Raw genomic sequence first — 26600 nt, forward strand, 5'->3', positions numbered from 1 at the left:
CATCTAACATGACCGAGCGTTGCACTTATTATCTGAATTCGCGTAATCATAATTTAAAGTCTTACCGCTATTTGACTTTAGTTCTTTATTTTTAAAGTCAAAGGACTCAATTTTATCAATCACTAAATTAATTTCGGGCCGTAATAACGATCGTTCATGGCGACTTAATTCCTCTTTAAAGAATAAGTTAAATGCAACATACATAAAAGCTGGTTTATAATAATGAGTAGGGTTATCAGTCACTAATGTTATTTTTATTTTTTTAGAAAAAATATCCTTATTAAGTTTCCTTGCAAGAATATTCGCTAACATTGTACCACCTGTACCACCACCGACTATGACGATATGCTTCATACTTTAACCCACCTATTATTTAAGTTGTGTTAAATCGTTATCATATAGATATATAAATATAGTTTAATTTAATTAATTCGCCATACATTTAATTAATAATTAATATTCATCCACCAAATAAAACTAATTACATTAAGTGAATTATCATTAAATAAAAATAAGCAAGATTATAGTTATCTTTATTTTTAATTACCGAATGAAAATAATAACATTCATTTTAAGACTAACTTATTTATACAGTCTAATAATAAATATTTGTTTTTAGCCAAATAAACATTATCAGCAACTGACATATCGATAATGTTTATCGTAAGAGCAGAATAACTATAAATGGCTTTTTAAGTATGAAATTACTAATAGGTAGGTACTCAAATAATTTTTATACTAAGTCAAACTGAGTAATAATTGGGTTATGATCTGAAGCATCTGTGTTTGTGACATAACAATCTTTCACTTTTAAGCCTCTATAAAAGAGATAATCCAAAGGCCGTCCAAACGCTTTAGTGCGCTGATCAGTATCATAGTTAACCTCTTTAAGCCCCACGCTTCTAACAAAGCGTTTTAAGGCGTTAACCCTTTGGCGGCTCCACGCATTAAAATCTCCAGCCAAAAGTACAGGGCCAACGTGTTTCGATATATGCTCACCTAATTTACTTAATTGCCTTGTATAAACATCAACACCAAAACTAAAGTTTATGGCATGCACATTTGCAACCATCAAATGCTCCCCATTAGGCAAGGGATAAACTGTTATCAATGCCGATTTTGCTAAACGCAATAACGGCTCTTTTTCGCGTAGCGGGCAACAGTAGATAGGATGAGCAGTTGCTAATGTCATTACGCCAGCAGGATGCTGAGAAAAAGGCAACGCGGGCACTTGATCTGCTATCAGTTTGTGGGAGGCTGCGAATGAAATAAGCTCAGGCGACATTTGAGCTTCTTGAAGTAGAATCAGTTTTTTATCTTTAACTAACTCATTAAGGACCTTTTTCCAGTTAGGCCGCTGTTGTTTATAAATATTCCATGTCACAACATCTAAGGTTTCTCCCGCCGCAAATAGGGGAAGCCCCACGGGTAATGATTCTCCTAACATATGTACAGGCATTGGCTGAATACGTTTAGCGGGTTGACCTGCAATATATCTGACAGAATAGGTTCTTTTCGCCACGTTTCTGATCCCTACAAAATTAGAAGTTAAAAGCATTTTAGCAATTTTATAAACCATATGGCTTGTAGTATATCAAACCTACCCTGTTATATCTTATGTAGTTAAGGCTAAACTCCACTGATAATTATCTGTTCATTAACCATTTCTGAATTATTCATAGCATTTTGCAAGCATCAAACACATGGTTTGCGCTAAGCAAGTTCATAATCTATTGAAGAAATGTAGTATGCAGGAAGAGGTTAAAGCACAGATAAAAAAAGCCCCGTGAATTATCTCACGGGGCTTGATAAGTGGCGGAACGGACGGGACTCGAACCCGCGACCCCCTGCGTGACAGGCAGGTATTCTAACCAACTGAACTACCGCTCCACTTATTCTTCGCCTTTCGGCTGCTTACCGCTCTGCGATAAGTCTTCAATTTGATGTCTGGCAGTTCCCTACTCTCACATGGGGAGACCCCACACTACCATCGGCGCTACGGCGTTTCACTGCTGAGTTCGGCATGGGGTCAGGTGGGACCACCGCGCTATTGCCGCCAGACAAATTCGGTTCGTTCCCGTTCGCGTCGACACCGCAAACCAGAACTGCAATCTTGAACAAGCTGATTTTTCGCACCACTCTCTCGTGCGCTTCAACAATCGTCTCTCTAAAACACCTTCGGTGTTGTCAGGTTAAGCCTCACGGTTCATTAGTACTGGTTAGCTCAACGTATCGCTACGCTTACACACCCAGCCTATCAACGTCTTCGTCTTAAACGTTCCTTTAGGACCCTTAAAGAGTCAGGGAAGACTCATCTCAAGGCAAGTTTCCCGCTTAGATGCTTTCAGCGGTTATCTCTTCCGCACTTAGCTACCGGGCAGTGCCATTGGCATGACAACCCGAACACCAGCGGTGCGTCCACTCCGGTCCTCTCGTACTAGGAGCAGCCCCTTTCAATCTTCCAACGCCCACGGCAGATAGGGACCGAACTGTCTCACGACGTTCTAAACCCAGCTCGCGTACCACTTTAAATGGCGAACAGCCATACCCTTGGGACCTACTTCAGCCCCAGGATGTGATGAGCCGACATCGAGGTGCCAAACACCGCCGTCGATATGAACTCTTGGGCGGTATCAGCCTGTTATCCCCGGAGTACCTTTTATCCGTTGAGCGATGGCCCTTCCATTCAGAACCACCGGATCACTAAGACCTACTTTCGTACCTGCTCGAGCCGTCACTCTCGCAGTCAAGCTGGCTTATGCCTTTGCACTAACCGCATGATGTCCGACCATGCTTAGCCAACCTTCGTGCTCCTCCGTTACGCTTTGGGAGGAGACCGCCCCAGTCAAACTACCCACCAGACACTGTCCGCACCCCAGATTATGGGGCTACGTTAGAACATCAAACATTAAAGGGTGGTATTTCAAGGTTGGCTCCATGCAGACTGGCGTCCACACTTCAAAGCCTCCCACCTATCCTACACATCAAGGCTCAATGTTCAGTGTCAAGCTATAGTAAAGGTTCACGGGGTCTTTCCGTCTTGCCGCGGGTACACTGCATCTTCACAGCGAGTTCAATTTCACTGAGTCTCGGGTGGAGACAGCCTGGCCATCATTACGCCATTCGTGCAGGTCGGAACTTACCCGACAAGGAATTTCGCTACCTTAGGACCGTTATAGTTACGGCCGCCGTTTACTGGGGCTTCGATCAAGAGCTTCTCCTTACGGATAACCCCATCAATTAACCTTCCAGCACCGGGCAGGCGTCACACCGTATACGTCCACTTTCGTGTTTGCACAGTGCTGTGTTTTTAATAAACAGTTGCAGCCAGCTGGTATCTGCGACTGGCTTCAGCTCCATGGGTAAACCACTTCACCTAATGCCAGCGTGCCTTCTCCCGAAGTTACGGCACCATTTTGCCTAGTTCCTTCACCCGAGTTCTCTCAAGCGCCTGAGTATTCTCTACCTGACCACCTGTGTCGGTTTGGGGTACGATTAATGATAATCTAGAGCTTAGAGGCTTTTCCTGGAAGCGGGGCATGAGCTACTTCGCCACCGTAGTGACTCGTCATCAGACCTCAGTGTATAGCGAACCGGATTTGCCTAATTCGCCCACCTACATCCTTAAACCGGGACAACCGTCGCCCGGCCAGCCTAGCCTTCTCCGTCCCCCCATCGCAATTATCACCAGTACAGGAATATTAACCTGTTTCCCATCGACTACGCATTTCTGCCTCGCCTTAGGGGTCGACTCACCCTGCCCCGATTAACGTTGGACAGGAACCCTTGGTCTTCCGGCGTGCGGGTTTTTCACCCGCATTATCGTTACTTATGTCAGCATTCGCACTTCTGATACCTCCAGCATGCCTCGCAGCACACCTTCACAGGCTTACAGAACGCTCCCCTACCCAACAACATTTACATGTCGCTGCCGCAGCTTCGGTGCATGGTTTAGCCCCGTTACATCTTCCGCGCAGGCCGACTCGACCAGTGAGCTATTACGCTTTCTTTAAATGATGGCTGCTTCTAAGCCAACATCCTGGCTGTCTGAGCCTTCCCACTTCGTTTCCCACTTAACCATGACTTTGGGACCTTAGCTGGCGGTCTGGGTTGTTTCCCTCTTCACGACGAACGTTAGCACCCGCCGTGTGTCTCCCGTGATAACATTCTTCGGTATTCGTAGTTTGCATCGGGTTGGTAAGTCGGGATGACCCCCTAGCCGAAACAGTGCTCTACCCCCGAAGATGAGTTCACGAGGCGCTACCTAAATAGCTTTCGGGGAGAACCAGCTATCTCCCGGTTTGATTGGCCTTTCACCCCCAGCCACAAGTCATCCGCTAATTTTTCAACATTAGTCGGTTCGGTCCTCCAGTTAGTGTTACCCAACCTTCAACCTGCCCATGGCTAGATCACCGGGTTTCGGGTCTATACCCTGCAACTCATTCGCCCAGTTAAGACTCGGTTTCCCTACGGCTCCCCTATTCGGTTAACCTTGCTACAGAATATAAGTCGCTGACCCATTATACAAAAGGTACGCAGTCACCCCACCACTAAGCCCCCTTTGCTTGATTTTTTGGGTTGGGCGTCACAAAGGACGTTCCGCCAACCGCCATCAAGTAAGGATGACGCTGTGATGACTCACCACTGGCTTAGTGGTGGGGCTCCCACTGCTTGTACGTACACGGTTTCAGGTTCTATTTCACTCCCCTCGCCGGGGTTCTTTTCGCCTTTCCCTCACGGTACTGGTTCACTATCGGTCAATCAGGAGTATTTAGCCTTGGAGGATGGTCCCCCCATATTCAGACAGGATAACACGTGTCCCGCCCTACTCGTCGAGTTCACAACACCAACACCTTCGGATACGGGGCTATCACCCTTTATTGCCGGCCTTTCCAGACCGTTCTCCTGATGCTGATGCTGATTAAGACTCTGGGCTGCTCCCCGTTCGCTCGCCGCTACTAGGGGAATCTCGGTTGATTTCTTTTCCTCGGGGTACTGAGATGTTTCAGTTCCCCCGGTTCGCCTCGTTTGACTATGGATTCATCAAACGATAGTGCAACGAATTGCACTGGGTTTCCCCATTCGGACATCGTCGGTTATAACGGTTCATATCACCTTACCGACGCTTTTCGCAGATTAGCACGTCCTTCATCGCCTCTGATTGCCTAGGCATCCACCGTGTACGCTTAGTCGCTTAACCTCACAACCCGAAATTGTTTCAACGATCACCTGACTGTCATGGCTGTGCGTGGTGAACTTCTGCGTTGGGCAGTGCTCGCAATGCACACGTACTCATGTACGCTGCGCTTGCTGCGCGCTGTCCGCCTTGAATTTCACCCTGCTCGCTCATGCCACTCGTTTGAATGACCGAAAATTTCAGGTTTGAAATTTTGAGAGACTCTCACATTGTTTAAGCGATAAACAATGTGCGTTGTTTCAATTTTCAGCTTGTTCCAGATTGTTAAAGAGCATAATTGTTAAGCTAACTCACTGAATTAGCTTAATCATTATTGAGGACATCGTCTTTCACTCGATATCGGCGCAATTGGCGTCCCCTAGGGGATTCGAACCCCTGTTACCGCCGTGAAAGGGCGGTGTCCTAGGCCTCTAGACGAAGGGGACACGAAAATCACAAAACGTTTTGCGCTTTTCATGTAAGCCCTATTCTTTTGAATAAGTCTCCCACGTATAGCCTATTGCTCTACTTTTCATCAGACAATCTGTGTGAACACTTCACAAAACACTTCAACGGTAAGGAGGTGATCCAACCGCAGGTTCCCCTACGGTTACCTTGTTACGACTTCACCCCAGTCATGGATCACAAAGTGGTAAGCGCCCTCCCGAAGGTTAAGCTACCTACTTCTTTTGCAACCCACTCCCATGGTGTGACGGGCGGTGTGTACAAGGCCCGGGAACGTATTCACCGTAGCATTCTGATCTACGATTACTAGCGATTCCGACTTCATGGAGTCGAGTTGCAGACTCCAATCCGGACTACGATGTACTTTATGAGTTCCGCTTGCTCTCGCGAGGTCGCTTCTCTTTGTATACGCCATTGTAGCACGTGTGTAGCCCTACTCGTAAGGGCCATGATGACTTGACGTCATCCCCACCTTCCTCCGGTTTATCACCGGCAGTCTCCTTTGAGTTCCCGACCGAATCGCTGGCAACAAAGGATAAGGGTTGCGCTCGTTGCGGGACTTAACCCAACATTTCACAACACGAGCTGACGACAGCCATGCAGCACCTGTCTCAGAGTTCCCGAAGGCACTTAAGCATCTCTGCTAAATTCTCTGGATGTCAAGAGTAGGTAAGGTTCTTCGCGTTGCATCGAATTAAACCACATGCTCCACCGCTTGTGCGGGCCCCCGTCAATTCATTTGAGTTTTAACCTTGCGGCCGTACTCCCCAGGCGGTCGATTTAACGCGTTAGCTCCGGAAGCCACTCCTCTAGGGAACAACCTCCAAATCGACATCGTTTACAGCGTGGACTACCAGGGTATCTAATCCTGTTTGCTCCCCACGCTTTCGCACCTGAGCGTCAGTCTTTGTCCAGGGGGCCGCCTTCGCCACCGGTATTCCTCCACATCTCTACGCATTTCACCGCTACACATGGAATTCTACCCCCCTCTACAAGACTCTAGCTAACCAGTCTTAGATGCCATTCCCAGGTTAAGCCCGGGGATTTCACATCTAACTTAATTAACCGCCTGCGTGCGCTTTACGCCCAGTAATTCCGATTAACGCTTGCACCCTCCGTATTACCGCGGCTGCTGGCACGGAGTTAGCCGGTGCTTCTTCTGTCGGTAACGTCAATCATTGATGGTATTAACATCAACGCCTTCCTCCCGACTGAAAGTACTTTACAACCCTAGGGCCTTCTTCATACACGCGGCATGGCTGCATCAGGCTTGCGCCCATTGTGCAATATTCCCCACTGCTGCCTCCCGTAGGAGTCTGGGCCGTGTCTCAGTCCCAGTGTGGCTGATCATCCTCTCAGACCAGCTAGGGATCGTCGCCTAGGTAAGCCATTACCTTACCTACTAGCTAATCCCATATGGGTTCATCCGACAGCGCAAGGCCGAAGGTCCCCTGCTTTGCTCCTAAGAGATTATGCGGTATTAGCCACCGTTTCCAGTAGTTATCCCCCTCTATCGGGCAGATCCCCATACATTACTCACCCGTCCGCCGCTCGTCAGCGAGAAGCAAGCTTCCCCTGTTACCGCTCGACTTGCATGTGTTAGGCCTGCCGCCAGCGTTCAATCTGAGCCATGATCAAACTCTTCAATTAAAAGTGTTTGATGCTCAAAGAATTAAACTGACTACATTCTTTCATATATGAATTAACGTGTTAGTCACTCTTCAAGACTTTAAAATCAAATATTTTTTTGATAGTGTCCTGTGAGTGCCCACACAGATTGTCTGATAAATTGTTAAAGAGCGTTGCGACTTTATCTTTCGATATTAACCAGTTAGGTCACTGTCGCGAGGTGGCGTATATTACGCTTTCCTCATCGAGAGTCAAGCTTTTTTTCGCTTATTCTTTTCAGAATCTCTCGCCTGCCTTCGTTAGCCTGTTGGGCTTGCCATCACATTCAGTGTCGGCTCATCGTCGGTCAGTGGAGGCGCATTATAGGGAGTCAGAAAATTCTGGCAAGTATTTTTTTGAAAAAAAATGACAACCGACTACTTTTTAAACTTTACGCCGGTTTTTACAGCAAAATCGCCTTTTTATGCCTATCAAAAGTAAAAAGGCGATCTGATGATCGCCTTTCTATTTACTAATTGAAATGTTGAGTTTTACTGTTTAGCCACTATCTCATCATTTTCAACATCCAGAACAACTGGTTTACCTGGAATTAATTTGCCTGACAATATTTCTTGTGCCAGTGGGTTTTCAATCTCTTGTTGGATTGCTCGTTTCAATGGACGAGCACCAAAGATTGGGTCAAACCCTGCTTCTCCAATTTTCTCCAACGCAGCGGGTGTTGCACTCACTTCATAACCATGCTCTTCAAGGCGTTTATATAGACGACCAAGCTGAATGTTCGCGATATTAGTAATGTGCTCTTTACCTAATGGATGGAACACAACGACTTCATCGATACGGTTAATAAACTCAGGTCTGAAACTATGAGAAACCACTTCCATGACCATATCTTTCATTTCTGAATAGCCTATTGTACCAAAACGCTCTTGGATCAAATCAGAACCTAGGTTCGACGTCATGATAATCACCGTATTACGGAAATCGACAGTACGACCTTGCCCATCTGTTAAACGCCCATCGTCCAACACTTGCAATAAAATGTTAAAGACATCTGGATGCGCTTTTTCAACTTCATCCAATAAGATCACAGAATAAGGGCGACGACGGACAGCTTCTGTTAGATAGCCCCCTTCTTCATAACCAACATAGCCTGGAGGAGCCCCCACTAAGCGGGAAACGGCATGTTTCTCCATAAATTCTGACATGTCGATACGCACCATCGCATCATCACTATCAAACATAAAGTTTGCCAGTGCTTTACATAACTCAGTCTTACCGACCCCTGTTGGCCCTAGGAACATAAATGAGCCAATTGGGCGATTAGGATCTGATAGACCCGCGCGGCTACGGCGGATTGCATTTGAAACAGCAACAACCGCTTCATCTTGACCAATTACGCGTTGATGTAATTGCTGCTCCATACGCAGTAATTTTTCTCTTTCGCTTTCCAACATACGAGAAACAGGTATGCCAGTCCAACGAGCAAGAATTTCAGCGATCTCAACATCAGTGACTTTATTTCGCAGAAGCTTCATATTTTTACCTTCTGCTTTTGTCGCTACTTCTAGCTGTTTTTCCAACTCAGGAATACGACCATATTGCAGCTCTGACATTTTAGCCAGATCACCACTACGACGTGCTTTTTCCATTTCGTAGCGTGCATTTTCCAACTCAGCTTTGATATGCTGAGTGCCTGTTAACGAGGCTTTTTCTGCTTTCCACTCTTCCTCTAATGAAGAATATTCACGCTCTTTTTCCGCCAATTCTTCTTCGAGCATATCAAGACGTTTTTTACTCGCATCATCAGACTCTTTTTTCAGAGCTTGTTGCTCTAATTTCAGTTGAATAATACGGCGCTCTAAACGGTCAAGGGATTCAGGTTTAGAATCCATTTGCATACGTAAACTTGCACCAGCTTCGTCAATTAAGTCGATAGCTTTATCTGGCAACATACGATCTGTAATGTAGCGATGCGATAGTGTCGCCGCCGCTACGATAGCAGGGTCCGTAATTTGCACATGGTGGTGCAGCTCATAACGCTCTTTCAGACCACGTAAAATCGCGATCGTATCTTCGACGCTTGGCTCTGCCACATAAACTTTTTGGAACCGGCGCTCTAAAGCAGGGTCTTTTTCAATATATTGACGATATTCATCCAACGTTGTCGCACCAACGCAATGCAATTCACCACGCGCTAATGCGGGTTTCAACATGTTACCGGCATCCATTGCGCCGTCGGCTTTACCTGCACCCACCATCGTATGCAACTCATCGATAAACAGGATCACATTACCTTCCTGTTTTGCGAGGTCGTTTAGTACGCCTTTTAAACGTTCTTCAAATTCGCCTCGGAACTTCGCCCCTGCAATTAATGCTCCCATATCAAGGGATAAGACACGTTTATTTTTTAGCCCTTCTGGCACTTCCCCATTAACAATACGTTGCGCTAACCCTTCGACGATGGCGGTTTTACCGACACCTGGCTCACCAATCAATACAGGGTTATTTTTTGTACGACGCTGCAAAACCTGAATTGTACGGCGAATCTCTTCATCACGCCCAATAACTGGGTCCAATTTGCCTTGCTCAGCACGCTCAGTCAGGTCAACAGTAAATTTCTTTAACGCTTGGCGCTGGTCTTCAGCACCTTGGTCATTCACTTTTTCTCCACCACGCATCTCGTCTATTGCCTTATTTAAATTTGCTTTATTCACACCGGCCGCTTTGAGCATGTCTGCAAGTGATGTATTAGCTTCTAAAGCAGCGAGAAGAAACAGTTCGGAGGAGATAAATTCATCTCCATTTTTTTGAGCGAGTTGATCACATAAATTTAAATGGCGTATCAAATCACTTGATGGTTGCACATCACCGGCAACCCCTTGCACTTGCGGTAAGCGTGCGAGTGCATCTTCAATTTTTTGTTGCAATTGCCCTGCATTAACACCAATTGTTGTCAACAAAGGACGAACAGAGCCACCTTCTTGATTAAACAGTGCACTTAATAAATGAATAGGTTCTATAAATTGGTTTTCGCGCCCAAGGGCTAATGACTGGGCGTCAGCGAGCGCTTGCTGGAATTTATTAGTTAAACGATCCAGACGCATAACACCTCCACTAAAAATGGGATTAAAATTGCTTCTGGTGAATAAATGAGGTCTATTTTTATTTATTCAAGTTTATAATTAAATTATTTTAGCGATATCAGTTAATTCAGAATAAATCACTAAACACTAGTTATTTACCCATATCAATGAGGCCATGCGCCCCGTTTTACCCTCACGACGATAGGAGTAAAATCTGTTTTTATCGCTCACGGTACAAAATGTACCGCCGTAAATTGATGAAACACCTGCTGCTTGCAGCTTTTTGCGTGCTAATAAATAGATATCTGCTAAATATTTTTCGCCGTGAACCGTAAACCCTGATGCGAGTTCACTCGATTGTTTGACGAATGCTGCTTTCACCTCGGCACCGACCTCGAATTTTTCAGGCCCGATGGCAGGCCCTAACCAAGCCATTATGTCTTTTTTATCACAAGTAAATTGTGCTACCGTATTTTCAAGCACACCATCACACAACCCGCGCCAACCCGCATGAGCCGCCGCGACTTCACGACCATCTTTGCTACAAAAAAGAACAGGCAAACAATCAGCGGTCATGATAGCGCACACCTGCCCTACCTGTTGAGTATAGACAGCATCCGCCTGTTTGTTGTCAATGGCAGCACCAGTTAAGCGCAATACTTTTGTGCCATGGACTTGTTCAAGCCACAACGGTTGTTGTGGCAAGCCAGCCAAGGTCTGTAAGAGATGACGATTTTCACTGACAGCCGAGGGATCATCACCTACATGCCCCCCTAAATTGAGGCTATCAAATGGCGACAAACTGACCCCACCAATACGTGTGGTGCTACAGCATGATACATTCTTAGGCTTAGGCCAGTCAGGAAAAATCAATGAGCTCATTACCAATCCATATCGTCTTTATGCAGTTGATAGTCTGCCTTTAAGGCTTCAATAAGTTCAACCATATCATCCGGTAGTGGTGCATGCCACTCCATTTGAATCCCTGAAATAGGATGATACAGTCGCAACATCGTTGCATGCAGTGCTTGGCGATCAAATTTACGCATGACTTCAAAAAACTCGTCACTTGCCCCTTTTAATGGACGAGGACGTCCGCCATACAGTGGATCACCAATCAAAGGATGGTTAATGTGGGCCATGTGCACACGAATTTGGTGTGTCCTTCCCGTTTCCAAACGTAAACGCAAGCGAGTATGAGCTCTAAAATGCTCCATCACGCGATAATGTGTTATCGCAGGTTTCCCCATTGGGTGAACAGCCATATGAGTACGTTTTGTCGGATGCCTTGAAATGGGTTCTTCGACCATACCACCCGCAGTCATTCGCCCTACAGCAACTGCTTCATATTCACGGGTGATTTCGCGTAATTGCAATGATTCTACAAGGCGTGTTTGAGCGGGTACGGTTTTCGCAACCACCATTAATCCCGTCGTGTCTTTATCTAGACGGTGGACAATACCAGCTCGTGGTACATCAACAATTTCAGGATAGCGGTGCAATAGTGCATTCAATATAGTGCCATCTGGGTTCCCTGCACCTGGGTGAACAACTAGCCCACGAGGCTTATTAATAACGAGGATATCCTCATCTTCATACACAACATCAAGAGGAATATCTTGCGGCTCCCAACGATTGTCCTCTTCAATCAGTGCATCGACTAAAATTTGTTCGCCACCTAAAACTTTTTCCTTTGGCTTATTGATAACTTTTCCATTAACCTGCACTCTATCGTCTAAAATCCACTCTTTTATACGTGAACGTGAATAATCAGGGAACAATTCCGCTAAAGCCTGATCTAAACGTTGGCCGAGCTGTGATTCAGCAACAGTTGCATTAAGTTGTACTTGTTGAGCCATAAATTAATCTACTTTTTTAGTGTTTGTATTTTGACGGCGATGCCGTTTTATTTAAAATGTATGTTATTGTAACTCGAATTTTGCCGGGAGCCTTACGGATAGTCTCCCTCGAAACACTCAGAGGATAACCAACACGTGATGATACGTATCAAATATCTGGTGGCTGCTGCCACGTTGAGCCTGGTACTCACCGGATGCTCCAGCAATAATGAAGTCAGCCCTGATAGTACTCCGGCTGAAATGTACAGTATTGGCCAGCAAAAGTTGCAGGACGGCAACTATAAAGCGGCCATCAAGCAATTAGAAGCGTTAGATAACCGCTATCCATTTGGCCCTTACGCCCAACAGGTACAATTAGACCTGATTTATGCTTATTATAAATCAGCCGAGCTACCAATGGCGATAGCTGCGATTGACCGTTTTATGCGTTTAAACCCAACTCATCCAAATATCGACTATGTCCTTTATATGCGTGGGCTAACGGCAATGGCACTTGATGACAGCTTGTTACAAGGTTTCTTCGGCGTAGACCGTTCAGATAGAGACCCACAACATGCACGCGTCGCATTCAAAGACTTCAGCCAATTAGTGCGTTACTATCCTAACAGCCTCTATGCTAATGACGCCAGTAAGCGTCTTGTTTATTTAAAAGATCGTTTAGCAAGGTTTGACCTCTCTGTTGTTGAATACTACAACAAACGTGGCGCTTATGTCGCGGTTGTCAATCGAGTACAACAAATGCTAAGGGACTACCCAGATACTGAAGCTACCCGTAATGCATTAAAATACATGGAAATAGCTTATAAACAGATGGGATTAGATGAAGAAGCAAATAAAGTTGCTAACCTTATTGCAGCCAATCCAAATTAACAGAAAAATCAACATTGAAAACGGCAGCTTAGGCTGCTGTTTTTGTTTATCACATAAAAGTGAAACTGAGCATATAAAATAATCAAAGACAAAATCGGAAGGCAACTTTAATTGACGATAAATAATCTTTTTTAGGCCACTATTTTATTGTTTACTCTTTATCTGAATTTTAGCCCAAATAAAGTACCGACTATTTACCGTATTGATAGTCAACTTTTTCAGTTTCGCTCAAGAAACTCAACTTGGCAATCTCTTTCCCTCTCTTTTTTATCCTGAATCACAGTTCGGTTCGCGAAGGATTATCCTGTTCATTAAGCGTGATCTATATCAATTTTTTTAGATAAATAGTCAGTATTCTGAATACATCAAAGACGGAAACAATGAGAGGTAACTATATGATAGTAAACATAACTAGCAAACAAATGGATATTACCCCTGCTATCCGAGATCACATTGAGAGCCGTCTGACTAAACTCGACAAATGGCAAGTCGCTTTGATTAATACTCACGTTGTATTATCAAAAGAACCACAAGGTTTTATGGTTGATGCCAACATCAAAACTGCTACAGGAAAACTCGTTGCAAGCGCCAAACATGAAGATATGTATGTCGCCATCAATGAATTAATTAATAAACTCGAAAGACAACTGAACAAAGTGCAACATAAAGGAGAATCAAGAAGAGCCAGTAATAGTGTAAAAGAAGCTAACCTTGTTACGTTATAATTTTATATTGTCTACAAACTTATCTTGAAACCTTATCAACGCGCCTATCTTGGGCGCGTTTTTAATTTCCCCAATATCTTTTTTGTTGACATCTGCCCGTGTATCGGGTCTATTTAAGAAATGGTCAATAATAGGTAAATAATGATGCACATGAATTTTGTTTTCTTTTCTTTCTTTAGCCACTCCTACTAAGGGGCTTTTGTCGTTCGAGAAAGAAAAGATGACAAGATTTGAAAGCCCCCTGCTAGGGGGCTTTTTTTATTTACTGATATTTTATGGGGAAGGTAGGATGGACAACAGTACTAATTTACTGAAGATACGTGAAAAAATCAGCCAATTAGACAGTGAACTTCTCGGCCTACTGGCTAAGAGACGCGGGTATGCCGTTGAAGTAGCTCAAACAAAATTAGAAGATAACCGTCCAATTCGAGACAAAGAGCGTGAACGCCAATTACTGGATGTTTTGATCAATAAAGCCAAGCCATTAGGGTTAGATGGTTTTTATGTCACACGACTGTTTCAAATGATCATTGAAGATTCCGTTCTTACTCAACAAGCCATCTTACAGCAACATTTAAACTTAACACCAAATGACTCCGCGCGTTTTGCCTTCCTAGGCCCTAAAGGCTCCTATTCACATATTGCTGCTCGCCAATACTCTGCCCGACATTTTGACCAATTAGTTGAATGTAGCTGCCATAAATTCCAAGATATCTTCTCACTCGTTGAAAGTGGTCAAGCCGACTATGGTATCCTACCTATTGAAAATACCAGCTCAGGCGCCATTAACGATGTTTATGACCTATTACAGAACACCACCCTTTCAATCGTAGGTGAAATTCGACTACCAATAAACCATTGCTTGCTCACAACCGCAGGGGCTGATCTTAGCAAAATAGAGACGGTTTACAGCCATCCACAACCATTCCAACAATGTAGCCAATATTTAGCCCAATTCCCGCATTGGAAAATTGAATATTGTGATAGCACATCCACCGCAATGCAGAATGTTGCTCAACAAAACTCGCCAAATGTTGCGGCACTAGGAAGTGAAGCAGGCGGCGCGCTATATGGCTTGCAAGTGCTAGAACATAATCTTGCGAACCAACAAATTAACATGACACGCTTTATCGTCGTTGCTCAGCAAGCGATTGAGGTCACTGAGCAAGTTCCTGCAAAAACCACATTACTCATTACAACTGGTCAACAGGCCGGTGCTCTTGTTGATGCTCTAATCATCTTAAAAAATAATAAGATCATCATGAGTAAACTGGAATCACGCCCTATTAATGGTAAGCCTTGGGAAGAGATGTTCTATGTTGATGTGCATGCCAATTTACGTTCTGAAAATATGCAGCAGGCACTAAAAGAGCTGATTGCAATAACCCGTTCTGTTAAGGTGTTAGGCTGCTATCCTTCTGAAAATATTGTCCCCGTTGAACCAGAAAAAATTACGCCTTAATCTATTTTATCTATGCTGATACGTTAATAGTAAGCCAGTCAATCACATGACTGGCTTCTGACACACACTATTTACTTATTACACTGACCTATTTTCGTGAGTCGCACTTACCTGAAAATAATTAACCAGCTGTTTTAAATGCAATGCTTGCTCATTCAATGACGCTGCCGCCGCGACTGACTCCTCGACTAAACTTGCATTTTGTTGTGTCGTCACATCAAGTTGTCCAACCGCACTGTTTATTTGTAATATTCCAGCGCTCTGCTCGTGGCTGGCTTGACCTATCTCCTGAAGCCGTTGATCCATCTCTTCAACATTTTTGATCATTCCATCAATTTGCTGCTCTACATGTTCAACTAATTCCATACCTTCTTTAGTTCGTGTTAACGAATTTTCAATTAACAGACGAATATCATTTGCCGAGTTAGCACTTTTTTGGGCGAGTAACCTAACTTCACCTGCAACCACTGCAAAACCACGACCATGTTCCCCTGCCCGTGCGGCTTCAACAGATGCATTCAATGCAAGAATATTTGTTTGGAATGCAATAGAATCAATTAGATTAATAATTTCTGTCATTTGGTTAGAAGATGAATGAATAGCACGTATTTTGTTGGTTACCTCATTCATCATGCGGCCATTATTGGCTACAACAACCGCAGTGTCTGCGGCCAATTGTGTCGCTTGGTGAGTATGCTCTGCCGTATTTTGTACTGTCGATGTGATTTGTTCCATAGAACTCGCAGTCTCTTCCACAGAGGTTGCTTGCTCTTCGGTTCTTGCCGCTAGATGTTGGTTTCCTGCAACAATTTGCCCCGCAGCGGCTGAAATACTTTCAGAGCCATTTTGTACTTCTTGTACAATTTCTAATAAACGCTTTTTCATTTCGACTAGCGCTCGCAATAGCACCCCAGTTTCATCTTGATTTTTTATTTCAACATGTTGTGTTAAATCCCCTTCCGCAATCGCTTGAGCAAAGCCAACGGCGGCTCCCAGAGGCCGTGTAATCGACAGGGTAATAAACCATCCCATAATACAAGCTATAACAATGCTGATAATCGCGAGGGTTATTAATAAATATTTATTAAAATGGTAATCACCATCGACAATAACGCCCGAGGCTTGCATTCTGTGATTTTGCACTTCAATAAATTGTTGTACTTTCTCGCGGTATTCACGCTGTATTGCCGATGTTTTGTTCATCATTTCATCGATAGCAGCGCTTCTATTATTGTTATTGAGAAATTCACTCAACCTAGATTGTGACTGAAGGAATCGTTCACGAACATCATAGATCTCCGCAAGAACAGCAATAGACTGTGGATCCTTGGCATTTTCATCAAGCTCTTTGAGTAGTCGAACAACATTCGAGCTGATTTTCTTTAGTTCATTTCTGCGTCTTTCACTATCTCTATCATCCAATAAAATGAGTTCCTGTATCCCTATATAAGAATAAAAATTATCCATTAGCTGATTAGCATTAACAGTCATTGGATAATCTTTATAGATAATGTCTTGAATACCATTATTTGCTTTGTTTAAGCTAATTAAGGACAGTGCCGAGCTTAAGAGCAGAAGAAAAATAAAGAACGCAAACGCAATAAAAAGTTTTACACCTATTTTTATATCTTTCAGAGACATAGATTCCTCACCGAACTGGCCGTCATTTTATGACAGTTAATATCGGTAGATTATCGACTAACTTTATTAGTTAAATTGTTTAATTTATAAATATTCATTTTATAAATAGATATTAACAGACAAAATCAGAATAAATCGCTGAGTGACTCTAAGAATGTAATATTTTACATCATTAAAAATGGCAATAACTAAAACAAATTATAGATAGTAAAGCAGAAAGCGTACGAGCTTGAAGAGGGAATATTTTGATTTTGGTAATAAAAAAATAGCTCCTAAAATTAAATTAGAAGCTATTTTATACATTACTTACGATTGTCGTTCGCTCTTTGCAACAAGGATTGGCTTTCTTTCATAAAGTGATGTGCATCCTCACCAAACCAATCACTAACTTCATTAAATTGTCGTATAAATTCAGCCTTATCTTTACGTTCGAGCGTCTCAATCGATTGCCCTAATAACTGATAGTAACGGCGAATTAATTCAATATTTTCATCTGACGACATGATGATATCAGCATACAACTGTGGGTCTTGAGCAAATAAGCGCCCAACCATTGCAAGTTCCAACCGGTATATTGGCGATGAAAGATCGAGCAATTGCTGCAAATCAACATGTTCTTTCGCTAAGTTTTGCCCATAGGTGAAAGTAGTAAAGTGGCGCAATGCTTGAATAAAACTCATATTACGATCATGCTCACTCGCAGTGATCTTTTTCAAGCGAGCTCCCCAAACTTGTAATTGCTCAAGGAACCATTGATATGACTCAGCCCCTCTACCATCACAAAAAGCAAACACTTGTTTCGCAACGCTACCAACATCAGGACCAAACATAGGGTGTAAGCCAAGCACTGGCCCCTCATGAACAGCCAGCATTGCTTCCAAAGGTTGATGTTTTATTGACGCAATATCGATTAATACGGTTTCTTGGTTCAATTTCGGTAATTGCTTGATCACGCGCACCGTCAAATGTATCGGAACACTAATAATAACGACGCTAGCCCCTTCAACAATTGATTCTGCTTGTGCCCAATCATGTTCACCTAAAATTTTAACTTGGTAACCTGATAACGTTAGTAAGCGATTAAATAACCGCCCCATTTTACCATCACCACCAACAATCACTATTGGACCCGCATCAGGCTTTAATGTTTTAAACCCTTTATCATTTTCACGGGCATAGGATTCCCGCATAATGCGCCGAAGAATATCTTCTATTAGGTCTGGGGGGATCCCCATGCGTTCGGCTTCCTGACGGCGGGCGGCCAACATACTCGCCTCCCGCTCAGGTACATAAATAGGTAAACCATGTTGGCTTTTGACTTCACCAACTTCAGCTACAAGTTGTAAGCGCTTAGCCAACAAATCTAATAACGATTTATCAACCTCATCAATTTGTTCTCTAAGATGAGATAATTCTACAGACATACCTATACCTTGTATCAGCTCGCAATTTCAAATTTTTCTGCGCGCCCTTCAAGCGCAGGTAACAATGCTTGATGTAGCTTACGCAATACCGTTTCCGTTGTTTCCCAGTTAATGCAGGCATCCGTCACTGATACACCATATTTCATCTCACTACGCGGTTGCTCAGAACTTTGATTGCCTTCATGTAAATGGCTTTCCAACATAATACCGGTTATTGATTGATTCCCATTAGAAATTTGTTCAATAATTGAATCAACAACGAGTGGCTGACGACGGAAATCTTTATTAGAGTTACCGTGACTACAATCGACCATCAATGAAGGTTCTAGCCCTGCCTTTCTCATTTCAATTTCACAAGCCGCGATATCTTCAGGGCTGTAATTTGGCGTTTTACCACCGCGTAAAATAATGTGCCCATTTTCATTACCGTTGGTATGCAATAAGCTCACTTGCCCTGACTGATTAATCCCCATAAAACGGTGTGGCATAGAAGCGGCTTTCATCGCATTGATAGCTGTAGACAAGCTGCCATCCGTACCATTTTTGAACCCTACAGGCATCGATAGCCCTGATGCCATTTCACGGTGTGTTTGCGATTCTGTGGTTCTTGCACCAATTGCAGACCAGCTAAAAAGGTCACCTAAGTATTGTGGGTTATTAGGATCTAACGCTTCAGTGGCTAATGGCAGCCCCATATTGACAAGGTTGGTCAAAAGATCACGCGCAATATGTAGCCCTTTTTCCATATCAAACGAACCATCCATAAGAGGGTCGCTTATTAATCCTTTCCAACCCACTGTTGTACGAGGTTTTTCAAAATAGACACGCATCACAATATATAAACTATCACTCAGTTCAGCAGCAAGCTTCTGTAAACGTTGCCCGTATTCAATCGCCGCATCGACATCATGAATAGAACAAGGACCACATACCACGAGTAAGCGCGGGTCACGCTGATGGATAATATCAGCAATTGTTTGACGCGAAGCCGCGATGGCATGCAGATTGTTGTGACTCAGTGGAAACTTCTGTTTCAGTGCTTCAGGTGTAATCAGTACCTGTTCATCACGAATATTCACATTATTGAGTACATCTTTTTGCATGATCATTTTTATTACCTGCTTAACTTATTGTTTATATATTGTGTTTGAGTGCTTGGTTATTAACATACCATGTGACGTAAAGAATACAATCCATTAATGTAAAATATTTCCATATACGTAAATAAAAAATTACACAAACGCAAGACATTGATAAATAATAGATTTTAATAAAACAAACTATTGAATATCGCTTATTTATTATACAAAACCACTCTTTTAGTAAAGTTACGTTTACAAAAACAGGTAAAGCACGTAATTTAACTTAAGAGGATAATATATTAACGATTAGGTCGATAAGAAGGGAAATAAGTGACAGAGAAAGATCTAACTTCAGAAAATGATTAACAGTGAACTTATCTAAATCAATAAGGTAACAAATAGAAAGGCCCGCATAAGCGGGCCTTATCGTAACTTTCGGATGTAGCGAAAGCGTATTACTTGGCGTTCAGACGCTCTTTGATACGAGCAGCCTTACCAGAACGCTCACGCAGGTAGTACAGTTTAGCTCTACGTACGGCACCACGACGTTTAACAGCGATGCTATCTACGACAGGAGAGTGAGTTTGGAATACACGCTCAACACCTTCGCCGTTAGAAATTTTACGAACAGTGAATGCAGAGTGCAGACCGCGATTACGAATAGCAATAACCACGCCCTCAAATGCCTGCAGACGTTTCTTAGAGCCTTCTACGACCCATACCTTAACTTCCACAGTATCACCCTGACGGAATGAAGGTACGTCCTGCTTCATCTGCTCTTGTTCAAGTTGTTTAATAATGTTGCTCATAATAATTCTCTTACCCTAGGTAAACTGATATATGTTAGACAATTAATTTAATTGTCTGGATTCACTTGTTGCTCAGAACGATATTCATTTTGGAATTCGTTCAGCAACATCCTTTGCTCGTCAGTCAGAGCTAGGCTTTCCAGAAGCTCAGGTCTTCTCAGCCAGGTACGGCCAAGTGATTGCTTCATGCGCCAGCTATCTATCTTTGCATGATTCCCTGACAATAAAACATCAGGAACGTGCATGCCGTCTAAAACTTCAGGGCGGGTATAGTGAGGACAATCCAACAAGCCATCTGCAAAAGAGTCTTCTTGAGCAGATGCCTCATGACCAAGTACCCCCGGAATGAACCGAGAAACTGAGTCTATCAACACCATCGCGGGGAGCTCCCCACCACTTAGAACGTAATCACCGATTGACCATTCTTCATCAACTTCGGTTTGTATGATCCGTTCATCAATGCCTTCATATCGACCACAAACAAGAATAAGTTTCTCATTCGTTGCCAATTCGCAAACCCCAGCTTGACTAAGTTTGCGCCCCTGAGGTGATAAATAGATGACTTTCGCACCCTCACCTGCCTCAGTTCTTGCTGTATTGATAGCATCCCTTAATGGCTGCACCATCATCAGCATGCCCGGACCACCGCCATAGGGGCGATCATCGACTGTTTTGTGTTTATCGTGAGTAAAATCTCGCGGGTTCCAACACTCCACAGACAGCAGGCCATTTTTCACTGCCCGACCAGTTACCCCGTACTCGGTTATTGCGCGGAACATTTCGGGAAACAGGCTAATTACACCAATCCACATTATTTAGTCCCACTCATAAAAACCGTTCAACCGGAGATTTAAAAACCAGGATCCCAATCAACTTCAATCAGTTTAGATTTGAGATCGACTTTCTTGATAACCTGCCCATCAAGAAACGGAACCAGCCGCTCCTTGATGCCAAACGCATCTTTTAGATTTGCCTTAATCACAATGACATCATTAGACCCGGTTTCCATCATATCGGTGATGGTACCTAGGTTATACCCTTGCAACGTCACCACTTGGCAGCCCATAAGGTCTTTCCAGTAGTATTCGTTATTATCTAATTCAGGAAGTTGCGCTGAATCCACAACAATCTCAAAATTAGTTAACAGCGTTGCTGCATCGCGGTCATCAACCCCTTTGAGTTTCAGAATGATATCTTTGTTATGGTGTTTCCAATCTTCCAGTTCGATGTGTTGCCACTGACCAGAACGTTGAATAAACCAAGGCTGATAATCAAAAATACTTTCAGCATGTTCGGTGGACGAAAAAACTTTGAGCCAACCACGAATTCCATACGCAGCGCCTAATTTACCCAACACAATTGGGTTAGTAGGAGTCGCTAGATTTGCTTGCTTGCTCATAGTTACCACCGTGACAGATTAAGCTGCTTTTTTAGCTTGTTTGACCAGTTGTGCAACACGGTCAGAAATAGTTGCGCCCAGACCAACCCAGTGCTCAACACGATCCAAGTCTAAACGCAGTTCTTCTGCTTGACCTGAAGCGATTGGGTTGAAGAAACCGATACGCTCGATGAAACGACCGTCACGCGCATTGCGGCTATCGGTTACAACGATTTGGTAGAACGGACGCTTTTTTGCGCCGCCACGAGATAAACGAATTGTTACCATAACATCCTCATTAGTTAATAAAACAACCAGACTCCATCGAGGGATAGAGTCCGGTTGTCATATAAAAAGCCCGAAAATTTTACTCACTTTGACGCAAAAATCAATCAAAAGTGCATATTCTTTCTAGCTTCATTACTTAACGCCCCGGAAAACCCGGTGGCATCATTCCTTTCATACCACGCATCATTTTAGCAAGACCGCCTTTTTTCATCTTCTTCATCATGCGTTGCATATCATCAAATTGTTTCAAAAGGCGGTTGACATCTTGAACCGTCGTACCCGACCCCGCTGCAATACGGCGTTTACGGGAGCCCTTGATAATTTCTGGTTTTTCGCGCTCTTTGCGTGTCATTGAGTTGATGATAGCTTCCATACGGATAGTAATTTTATCATCCATTTGTGACTTCACCGCATCAGGCACTTGAGACATACCGGGTATTTTACTCATCATACTCGCCATGCCACCCATATTACGCATCTGCTTTAATTGACTTAAAAAGTCGTTTAAATCAAAACCGTCACCCGTTTTCAGTTTCTTAGCTAATTTTTCAGCTTGGTCACGGTCAACTTTATGTTCAATCTCTTCGATCAGAGATAACACGTCACCCATGCCTAAAATACGGGAAGCCACACGCTCAGGATGGAAAGGCTCCAACGCATCGGTTTTTTCACCAACCCCTAAGAACTTAATTGGCTTACCGGTGATAGCACGAATAGAGAGAGCCGCACCGCCACGAGCATCACCGTCAACTTTGGTCAGAACAACCCCAGTAAGAGGCAGTGCTTCGTTAAACGCTTTTGCTGTATTTGCCGCATCCTGCCCCGTCATCGCATCGACAACAAACAGGGTTTCTACAGGCTTGATAATGCGATGGACTTCTTGGATTTCCTCCATCATCGCCTCATCAACGTGCAAGCGCCCAGCTGTATCCACAAGTAATACATCATAGAATTGCAATTGAGCATGTTTTAAAGCTTTTTGCACAATCGCCGCAGGCTTCTCTTTAACATCGGAAGGGAAGAAATCAATTCCAACTGTTTCAGCCAATGTTTCTAACTGCTTGATCGCCGCTGGACGATACACGTCAGCAGAGACCACTAAAACTTTTTTCTTTTGTTTTTCTTTTAATAGCTTACCTAGTTTTGCAACGCTGGTTGTTTTACCCGCACCTTGCAAACCTGCCATCAACACCACAGCTGGTGGTTGTGCAGAAAGGTTGAGCTGATGGTTCTCTTCCCCCATCGCTCGAGTAAGCTCATTTTGAACAATTTTGATGAACTCTTGGCCTGGTGTTAAGCTTTTATTGACATCTTGGCCAACAGCACTCTCTTTTACCTTTTGAATAAATTCACGGACAACGGGGAGCGCAACGTCTGCTTCCAGCAGAGCCATGCGAACTTCACGCAATGTATCTTTAATATTATCGTCAGTCAGACGACCACGCCCGCTGATGTTGCGCAAAGTGCGCGATAGTCTGTCAGTTAAATTATCAAACATATGTCTTAGCTCAATTCTGTTTATGGGCCTACTGTCAAAGCTAGATTTGGTTATGAATACTGCAAAATACAAGTATTGAGTGGCTCATTTCGGCAAATTTGCTTATCGGTCTTTTCAAAGCAAAATAACCACTGACAGCCACAACTGAAACCAACGCCGAAAATTTTCGTCACAGTGTATCATACCTGACGTATATTCGCTGCACCCTGTTGGAGGTTGTTTTTACAGGCCAGATACCCAAATTATCCTCATTTTTAAATGAACATGGCCTGTAAAAAGGACTCTTAAATGCGATTAGCGATTAAGAAGAGGCTTATTAACAGTGCTAATGGTTGGAGCCTACAGTTGCACGCGTTATACTAGCTAACATTATCCACTAAAAATGAATAACGACACTATACTATGCCCGTATTTGCAGTCATAGCAGTTTGTACATATCTGTTCAGCATATCGCTGATCGTTCCCGGCCAGGTTCGTAAACAACCTGTCTATCGCCGGTTAGCCCTCTTATTAGCTGTTGTTGCACTGATTACCCATGCAATCACGCTAAAGTTGCTTATTTTTCGTGGAGCAGAAGGACAAAACCTCACATTGCTGAATTTAGGTTCCGCAGTTAGCCTATTAATGTGCATCATCATGACGGTGGTCGCCTACAAAGGCAAAGCGTGGTATTTGACACCTATTGTCTATAGTTTTGCCATTATTAATTTAATCCTCTCAGCCGTGATGCCAGGTGAATTTATCACCCATCTAGAAGGCAGCGTCCCGCTATTTATTCACATTGGCTTGGCCTTGCTTAGCTATGCAACCCTTTTAATTGCCGCCTTGTATGCATTCCAAGTCGCGCTTATTGACTATCAACTTAAAAATAAAACGTTCAAATTCAGAGCTGATATGCCACCAATGATGGTCATTGAGCGTAAAATGTTTCATATCACCCAAGTTGGTGTCATTCTGCTAACCTTAACTTTATGTACGGGCTTTATTTATATGGATAATATCTTTGATAAAGAGAATATTCATAAGTCTGTGTTATCAGTTGTCGCTTGGTTCGTCTATATCATTTTATTATGGGGTCATTTTCATGGAGGTTGGCGCGGAAAAAGAGTCCTATTTTTCCATGTAGCAGGCGCCTTTATCCTAACAATGGCTTTTTTCGGCAACCGGCTGATGCAACAAATTATGGTATCTTATCCATAAGATGGATAAAATAATCTTATCTATACTGCATAAGGAACCTAGTTTTGGATCACGTATCTACTGGTACGCTCATCATCATATTAATCGTTTTAATTATTATGTCAGCATACTTTTCAGCCTCAGAAACAGGTATGATGACGCTGAACCGTTACCGCTTAAAGCACCTCGCCAAACAAGGCAACCGTTCTGCAAAACGAGTTGAAAAATTACTCAGACACCCTGATAAACTGATTAGTTTGATCCTAATTGGTAATAACCTGATTAATATCGTAGCTTCGTCACTCGCGACTATTGTGGGGATGCGTTTATACGGTAACGCAGGGGTGGCAATTGCAACAGGTATTTTAACCTTCATCATCTTAGTCTTCGCTGAAGTTTTACCTAAAACGATCGCGGCGCTATACCCAGAAAAAGTCGCTTTTCCAAGTAGCTATATTTTAAAACCTCTACAAAAAATTATGCTGCCTGTCGTTTGGGCGTTCAATAAAATTACACTGATGTTTATGTACATTTGTGGAATAAAACCCCCTGTTATACGTAGCGATGCTGTAAGTAAAGATGAGTTAAGAACTATCGTTAATGAGTCGAAAGCAAAGCTCAGTCGACGTAATCAAGACATGTTGCTATCTATCTTAGATCTTGAAAAAGTGACTGTCGGCGACATTATGCTGCCAAGAAATGAGATAGTAGGCATTGATGTTAATGATGATTGGAAATCCATTGTACGCCAATTAACTCACTCACCTCATGGGCGTATTGTACTGTATCGTGATTCACTGGATGATGCGATTGGGATCTTACGAGTACGCGAAGCCTATCGCATGATGATGGAAAAACGCGAGTTCAATAAACAAAATCTGATCAAAGCCGCCGATAATATCTATTTTATTCCAAATAGTACGCTGTTAAGTACTCAGCTAATTAATTTTCAGCATAACAAAGAGAAAATAGGCATCATTGTCGATGAGTATGGTGAGATCCAAGGTCTGATTACTGTTGAAGACATCTTAGAAGAGATCGTCGGTGACTTTACAACCTCCATGTCACCATCATTGGCTGAAGAAGTTCTACCTCAAAGCGACGGGAGTGTACTCGTTGATGGTACAGCGAATATTCGAGACCTTAACAAAGCCCTTGATTGGCACCTGCCTATCGATGGCCCAAGAACTGTGAATGGTATGGTGTTGGAAGCTATTGGGGATATACCTGAATTACAAGAGAAAATTGTTATTTCACACTACTTAGTTGAAGTATTAGAAATCAGTGACAATATTATCAAACAGGTAAAAATTACGCCTTTAAACACAAAGTCGGCGGTATCTTCCTCTTAGTAAGCACAAATAAAAACTGCACCTGTATCGAATATCAGGTGCAGTTTATCCAGAAGCTATTTATCTAAACGTGTAGTTCTGTCAACTTCTCAGCTGGTAAAGCTAGCTCATCATTTTTGTTAACACGGATTTCTGACGCTAAGACATTGCGTGCAATTTGTTGAGCTTCTTCCAGTGAATGCATTTTATAAGTGCCACACTGGTAAATATTCAGTTCAGGGATCTTCGCTTGATCTTGGACTTTCAGTACATCCTGCATTGCACTTTTCCATGCATTCGCTACGCGTTGTTCATCAGGCTCTCCAATCAAGCTCATATAAAAGCCTGTACGGCATCCCATTGGCGAGATATCAATGATCTCAACACCATCACCGTTGAGGTGATCACGCATAAAACCTGCAAATAGGTGTTCTAGTGTATGAGTACCTTTCTCTGACATTGCCTCTTTGTTAGGAACCGTGAAACGCAGGTCGAAAACTGTAATCGTATCTCCACTTGGAGTTTGCATGGTTTTCGCCACACGGACGGCAGGTGCAGCCATACGCGTATGATCTACAGTAAAACTGTCTAATAACGGCATTTCTTGACCTCCTGAAAAAATTATTTTTATTTTCAAAAAATAAATGAAACTATTTTGGAATCGCCGAGTCTTAATAAATGAAAGACGCGCAAATTTGTTA

The 26600-nt window shown here is 43.2% G+C and carries 19 protein-coding genes, 2 tRNA genes, 3 rRNA genes and 1 other annotated feature; of the genes, 5 read left to right on the forward strand and 19 right to left on the reverse strand.

Annotation, left to right across the window (positions count from 1 at the left end; genetic code table 11):
* Positions 1-3: 3 nt before the first annotated feature.
* The 10 genes from M1E93_RS04340 to rluD all read right to left on the reverse strand — a co-directional run bounded on the left by M1E93_RS04340 (position 4) and on the right by rluD (position 12212).
* Entirely contained in the window at positions 4-354 is a 351-nt protein-coding gene (locus tag M1E93_RS04340; RefSeq protein WP_426207141.1) for a hypothetical protein, read from the reverse strand.
* A 379-nt stretch (positions 355-733) separates the two neighbouring features.
* A complete protein-coding gene (locus M1E93_RS04345; protein ID WP_014656647.1) occupies positions 734-1579 on the reverse strand; it encodes an endonuclease/exonuclease/phosphatase family protein in 846 nt (281 codons plus the stop codon).
* Positions 1580-1813: 234 nt separating this feature from the next.
* Positions 1814-1890: transfer RNA gene (locus tag M1E93_RS04350), tRNA-Asp, on the reverse strand.
* Positions 1891-1945: 55 nt separating this feature from the next.
* Positions 1946-2061 (reverse strand): 5S ribosomal RNA (rrf, locus tag M1E93_RS04355).
* 127 nt (positions 2062-2188) lie between these two features.
* Positions 2189-5200, reverse strand: a 23S ribosomal RNA gene (locus M1E93_RS04360).
* Positions 5201-5546: 346 nt separating this feature from the next.
* Positions 5547-5622 (reverse strand) — tRNA-Glu (locus tag M1E93_RS04365).
* A 130-nt stretch (positions 5623-5752) separates the two neighbouring features.
* Positions 5753-7291 (reverse strand): 16S ribosomal RNA (locus M1E93_RS04370).
* The 16S, 23S and 5S rRNA genes sit together here with 2 tRNA genes alongside, the layout of an rRNA operon.
* Positions 7292-7800: 509 nt before the next feature.
* Positions 7801-10374 carry an ATP-dependent chaperone ClpB gene (gene clpB, locus M1E93_RS04375; protein ID WP_040132893.1) on the reverse strand — a complete coding sequence of 858 codons (2574 nt, stop codon included), beginning with the start codon at positions 10372-10374 and terminating at the stop codon, positions 7801-7803.
* Positions 10375-10500: 126 nt separating this feature from the next.
* Positions 10501-11235 carry a purine nucleoside phosphorylase YfiH gene (gene yfiH / locus M1E93_RS04380; RefSeq protein ID WP_053110116.1) on the reverse strand — a complete coding sequence of 245 codons (735 nt, stop codon included), beginning with the start codon at positions 11233-11235 and terminating at the stop codon, positions 10501-10503.
* Positions 11235-12212 (reverse strand): 23S rRNA pseudouridine(1911/1915/1917) synthase RluD, encoded by a 978-nt coding sequence (gene rluD / locus M1E93_RS04385; protein WP_040132891.1) that lies wholly within the window; start codon positions 12210-12212, stop codon positions 11235-11237. The genes yfiH and rluD overlap by 1 nt, the downstream gene beginning before the upstream one ends.
* Before the next feature lie 138 nt (positions 12213-12350).
* Between rluD and bamD the strand changes: the two genes are divergently transcribed.
* The 3 genes from bamD (at position 12351) to pheA (ending at position 15269) form a co-directional block, all read left to right on the forward strand.
* A complete protein-coding gene (gene bamD / locus M1E93_RS04390) occupies positions 12351-13082 on the forward strand; it encodes an outer membrane protein assembly factor BamD (protein ID WP_004924881.1) in 732 nt (243 codons plus the stop codon).
* 395 nt (positions 13083-13477) lie between these two features.
* A complete protein-coding gene (gene raiA, locus M1E93_RS04395; protein WP_014656650.1) occupies positions 13478-13807 on the forward strand; it encodes a ribosome-associated translation inhibitor RaiA in 330 nt (109 codons plus the stop codon).
* 140 nt (positions 13808-13947) lie between these two features.
* Positions 13948-14069: a sequence feature (Phe leader region), on the forward strand.
* A 27-nt stretch (positions 14070-14096) separates the two neighbouring features.
* Positions 14097-15269, forward strand: a complete 1173-nt coding sequence (gene pheA / locus M1E93_RS04400; protein WP_036941497.1) for a bifunctional chorismate mutase/prephenate dehydratase — start codon at positions 14097-14099, stop codon at positions 15267-15269.
* 78 nt (positions 15270-15347) lie between these two features.
* On the opposite strand, the gene M1E93_RS04405 is transcribed toward pheA, so the two are convergent.
* The 8 genes from M1E93_RS04405 to ffh all read right to left on the reverse strand — a co-directional run bounded on the left by M1E93_RS04405 (position 15348) and on the right by ffh (position 23389).
* On the reverse strand, positions 15348-16910 hold the full coding sequence (locus M1E93_RS04405; RefSeq protein ID WP_426207142.1) for a methyl-accepting chemotaxis protein: 1563 nt from the start codon (positions 16908-16910) through the stop codon (positions 15348-15350).
* Between the two features lie 302 nt (positions 16911-17212).
* Complete coding sequence (tyrA, locus tag M1E93_RS04410; RefSeq protein ID WP_014656652.1) at positions 17213-18334, reverse strand: bifunctional chorismate mutase/prephenate dehydrogenase; 1122 nt, start codon at positions 18332-18334, stop codon at positions 17213-17215.
* A 14-nt stretch (positions 18335-18348) separates the two neighbouring features.
* Positions 18349-19443, reverse strand: a complete 1095-nt coding sequence (locus tag M1E93_RS04415) for a 3-deoxy-7-phosphoheptulonate synthase (protein ID WP_426207143.1) — start codon at positions 19441-19443, stop codon at positions 18349-18351.
* A 428-nt stretch (positions 19444-19871) separates the two neighbouring features.
* Complete coding sequence (gene rplS, locus M1E93_RS04420; RefSeq protein ID WP_004914006.1) at positions 19872-20225, reverse strand: 50S ribosomal protein L19; 354 nt, start codon at positions 20223-20225, stop codon at positions 19872-19874.
* Between the two features lie 47 nt (positions 20226-20272).
* Positions 20273-21037 carry a tRNA (guanosine(37)-N1)-methyltransferase TrmD gene (gene trmD / locus M1E93_RS04425; protein ID WP_004924885.1) on the reverse strand — a complete coding sequence of 255 codons (765 nt, stop codon included), beginning with the start codon at positions 21035-21037 and terminating at the stop codon, positions 20273-20275.
* A gap of 38 nt (positions 21038-21075) precedes the next feature.
* The gene (gene rimM / locus M1E93_RS04430; protein WP_004924886.1) at positions 21076-21624 is read right to left on the reverse strand and encodes a ribosome maturation factor RimM; all 549 of its coding nucleotides are present in this window, start codon (positions 21622-21624) and stop codon (positions 21076-21078) included.
* Between the two features lie 18 nt (positions 21625-21642).
* Positions 21643-21891 carry a 30S ribosomal protein S16 gene (gene rpsP / locus M1E93_RS04435; protein ID WP_004924887.1) on the reverse strand — a complete coding sequence of 83 codons (249 nt, stop codon included), beginning with the start codon at positions 21889-21891 and terminating at the stop codon, positions 21643-21645.
* A 136-nt stretch (positions 21892-22027) separates the two neighbouring features.
* The gene (gene ffh / locus M1E93_RS04440; protein ID WP_004924888.1) at positions 22028-23389 is read right to left on the reverse strand and encodes a signal recognition particle protein; all 1362 of its coding nucleotides are present in this window, start codon (positions 23387-23389) and stop codon (positions 22028-22030) included.
* Positions 23390-23791: 402 nt separating this feature from the next.
* On the opposite strand from ffh, the gene M1E93_RS04445 reads away from it, so the two are divergent.
* Together M1E93_RS04445 and M1E93_RS04450 are read left to right on the forward strand one after the other, a co-directional pair.
* Positions 23792-24589: a cytochrome C assembly family protein gene (locus M1E93_RS04445; protein ID WP_004924889.1), complete on the forward strand. Its 798-nt coding sequence runs from the start codon at positions 23792-23794 to the stop codon at positions 24587-24589.
* A 44-nt stretch (positions 24590-24633) separates the two neighbouring features.
* Positions 24634-25920 carry a CNNM domain-containing protein gene (locus M1E93_RS04450; protein WP_014656654.1) on the forward strand — a complete coding sequence of 429 codons (1287 nt, stop codon included), beginning with the start codon at positions 24634-24636 and terminating at the stop codon, positions 25918-25920.
* A 64-nt stretch (positions 25921-25984) separates the two neighbouring features.
* Here M1E93_RS04450 and luxS read toward each other — a convergent pair whose 3' ends face one another.
* Complete coding sequence (gene luxS / locus M1E93_RS04455; protein ID WP_014656655.1) at positions 25985-26500, reverse strand: S-ribosylhomocysteine lyase; 516 nt, start codon at positions 26498-26500, stop codon at positions 25985-25987.
* Positions 26501-26600: the final 100 nt, after the last annotated feature.

It is taken from the genome of Providencia sp. PROV272 (assembly GCF_049901975.1).
Taxonomy (GTDB): Bacteria; Pseudomonadota; Gammaproteobacteria; order Enterobacterales; family Enterobacteriaceae; genus Providencia; species Providencia stuartii.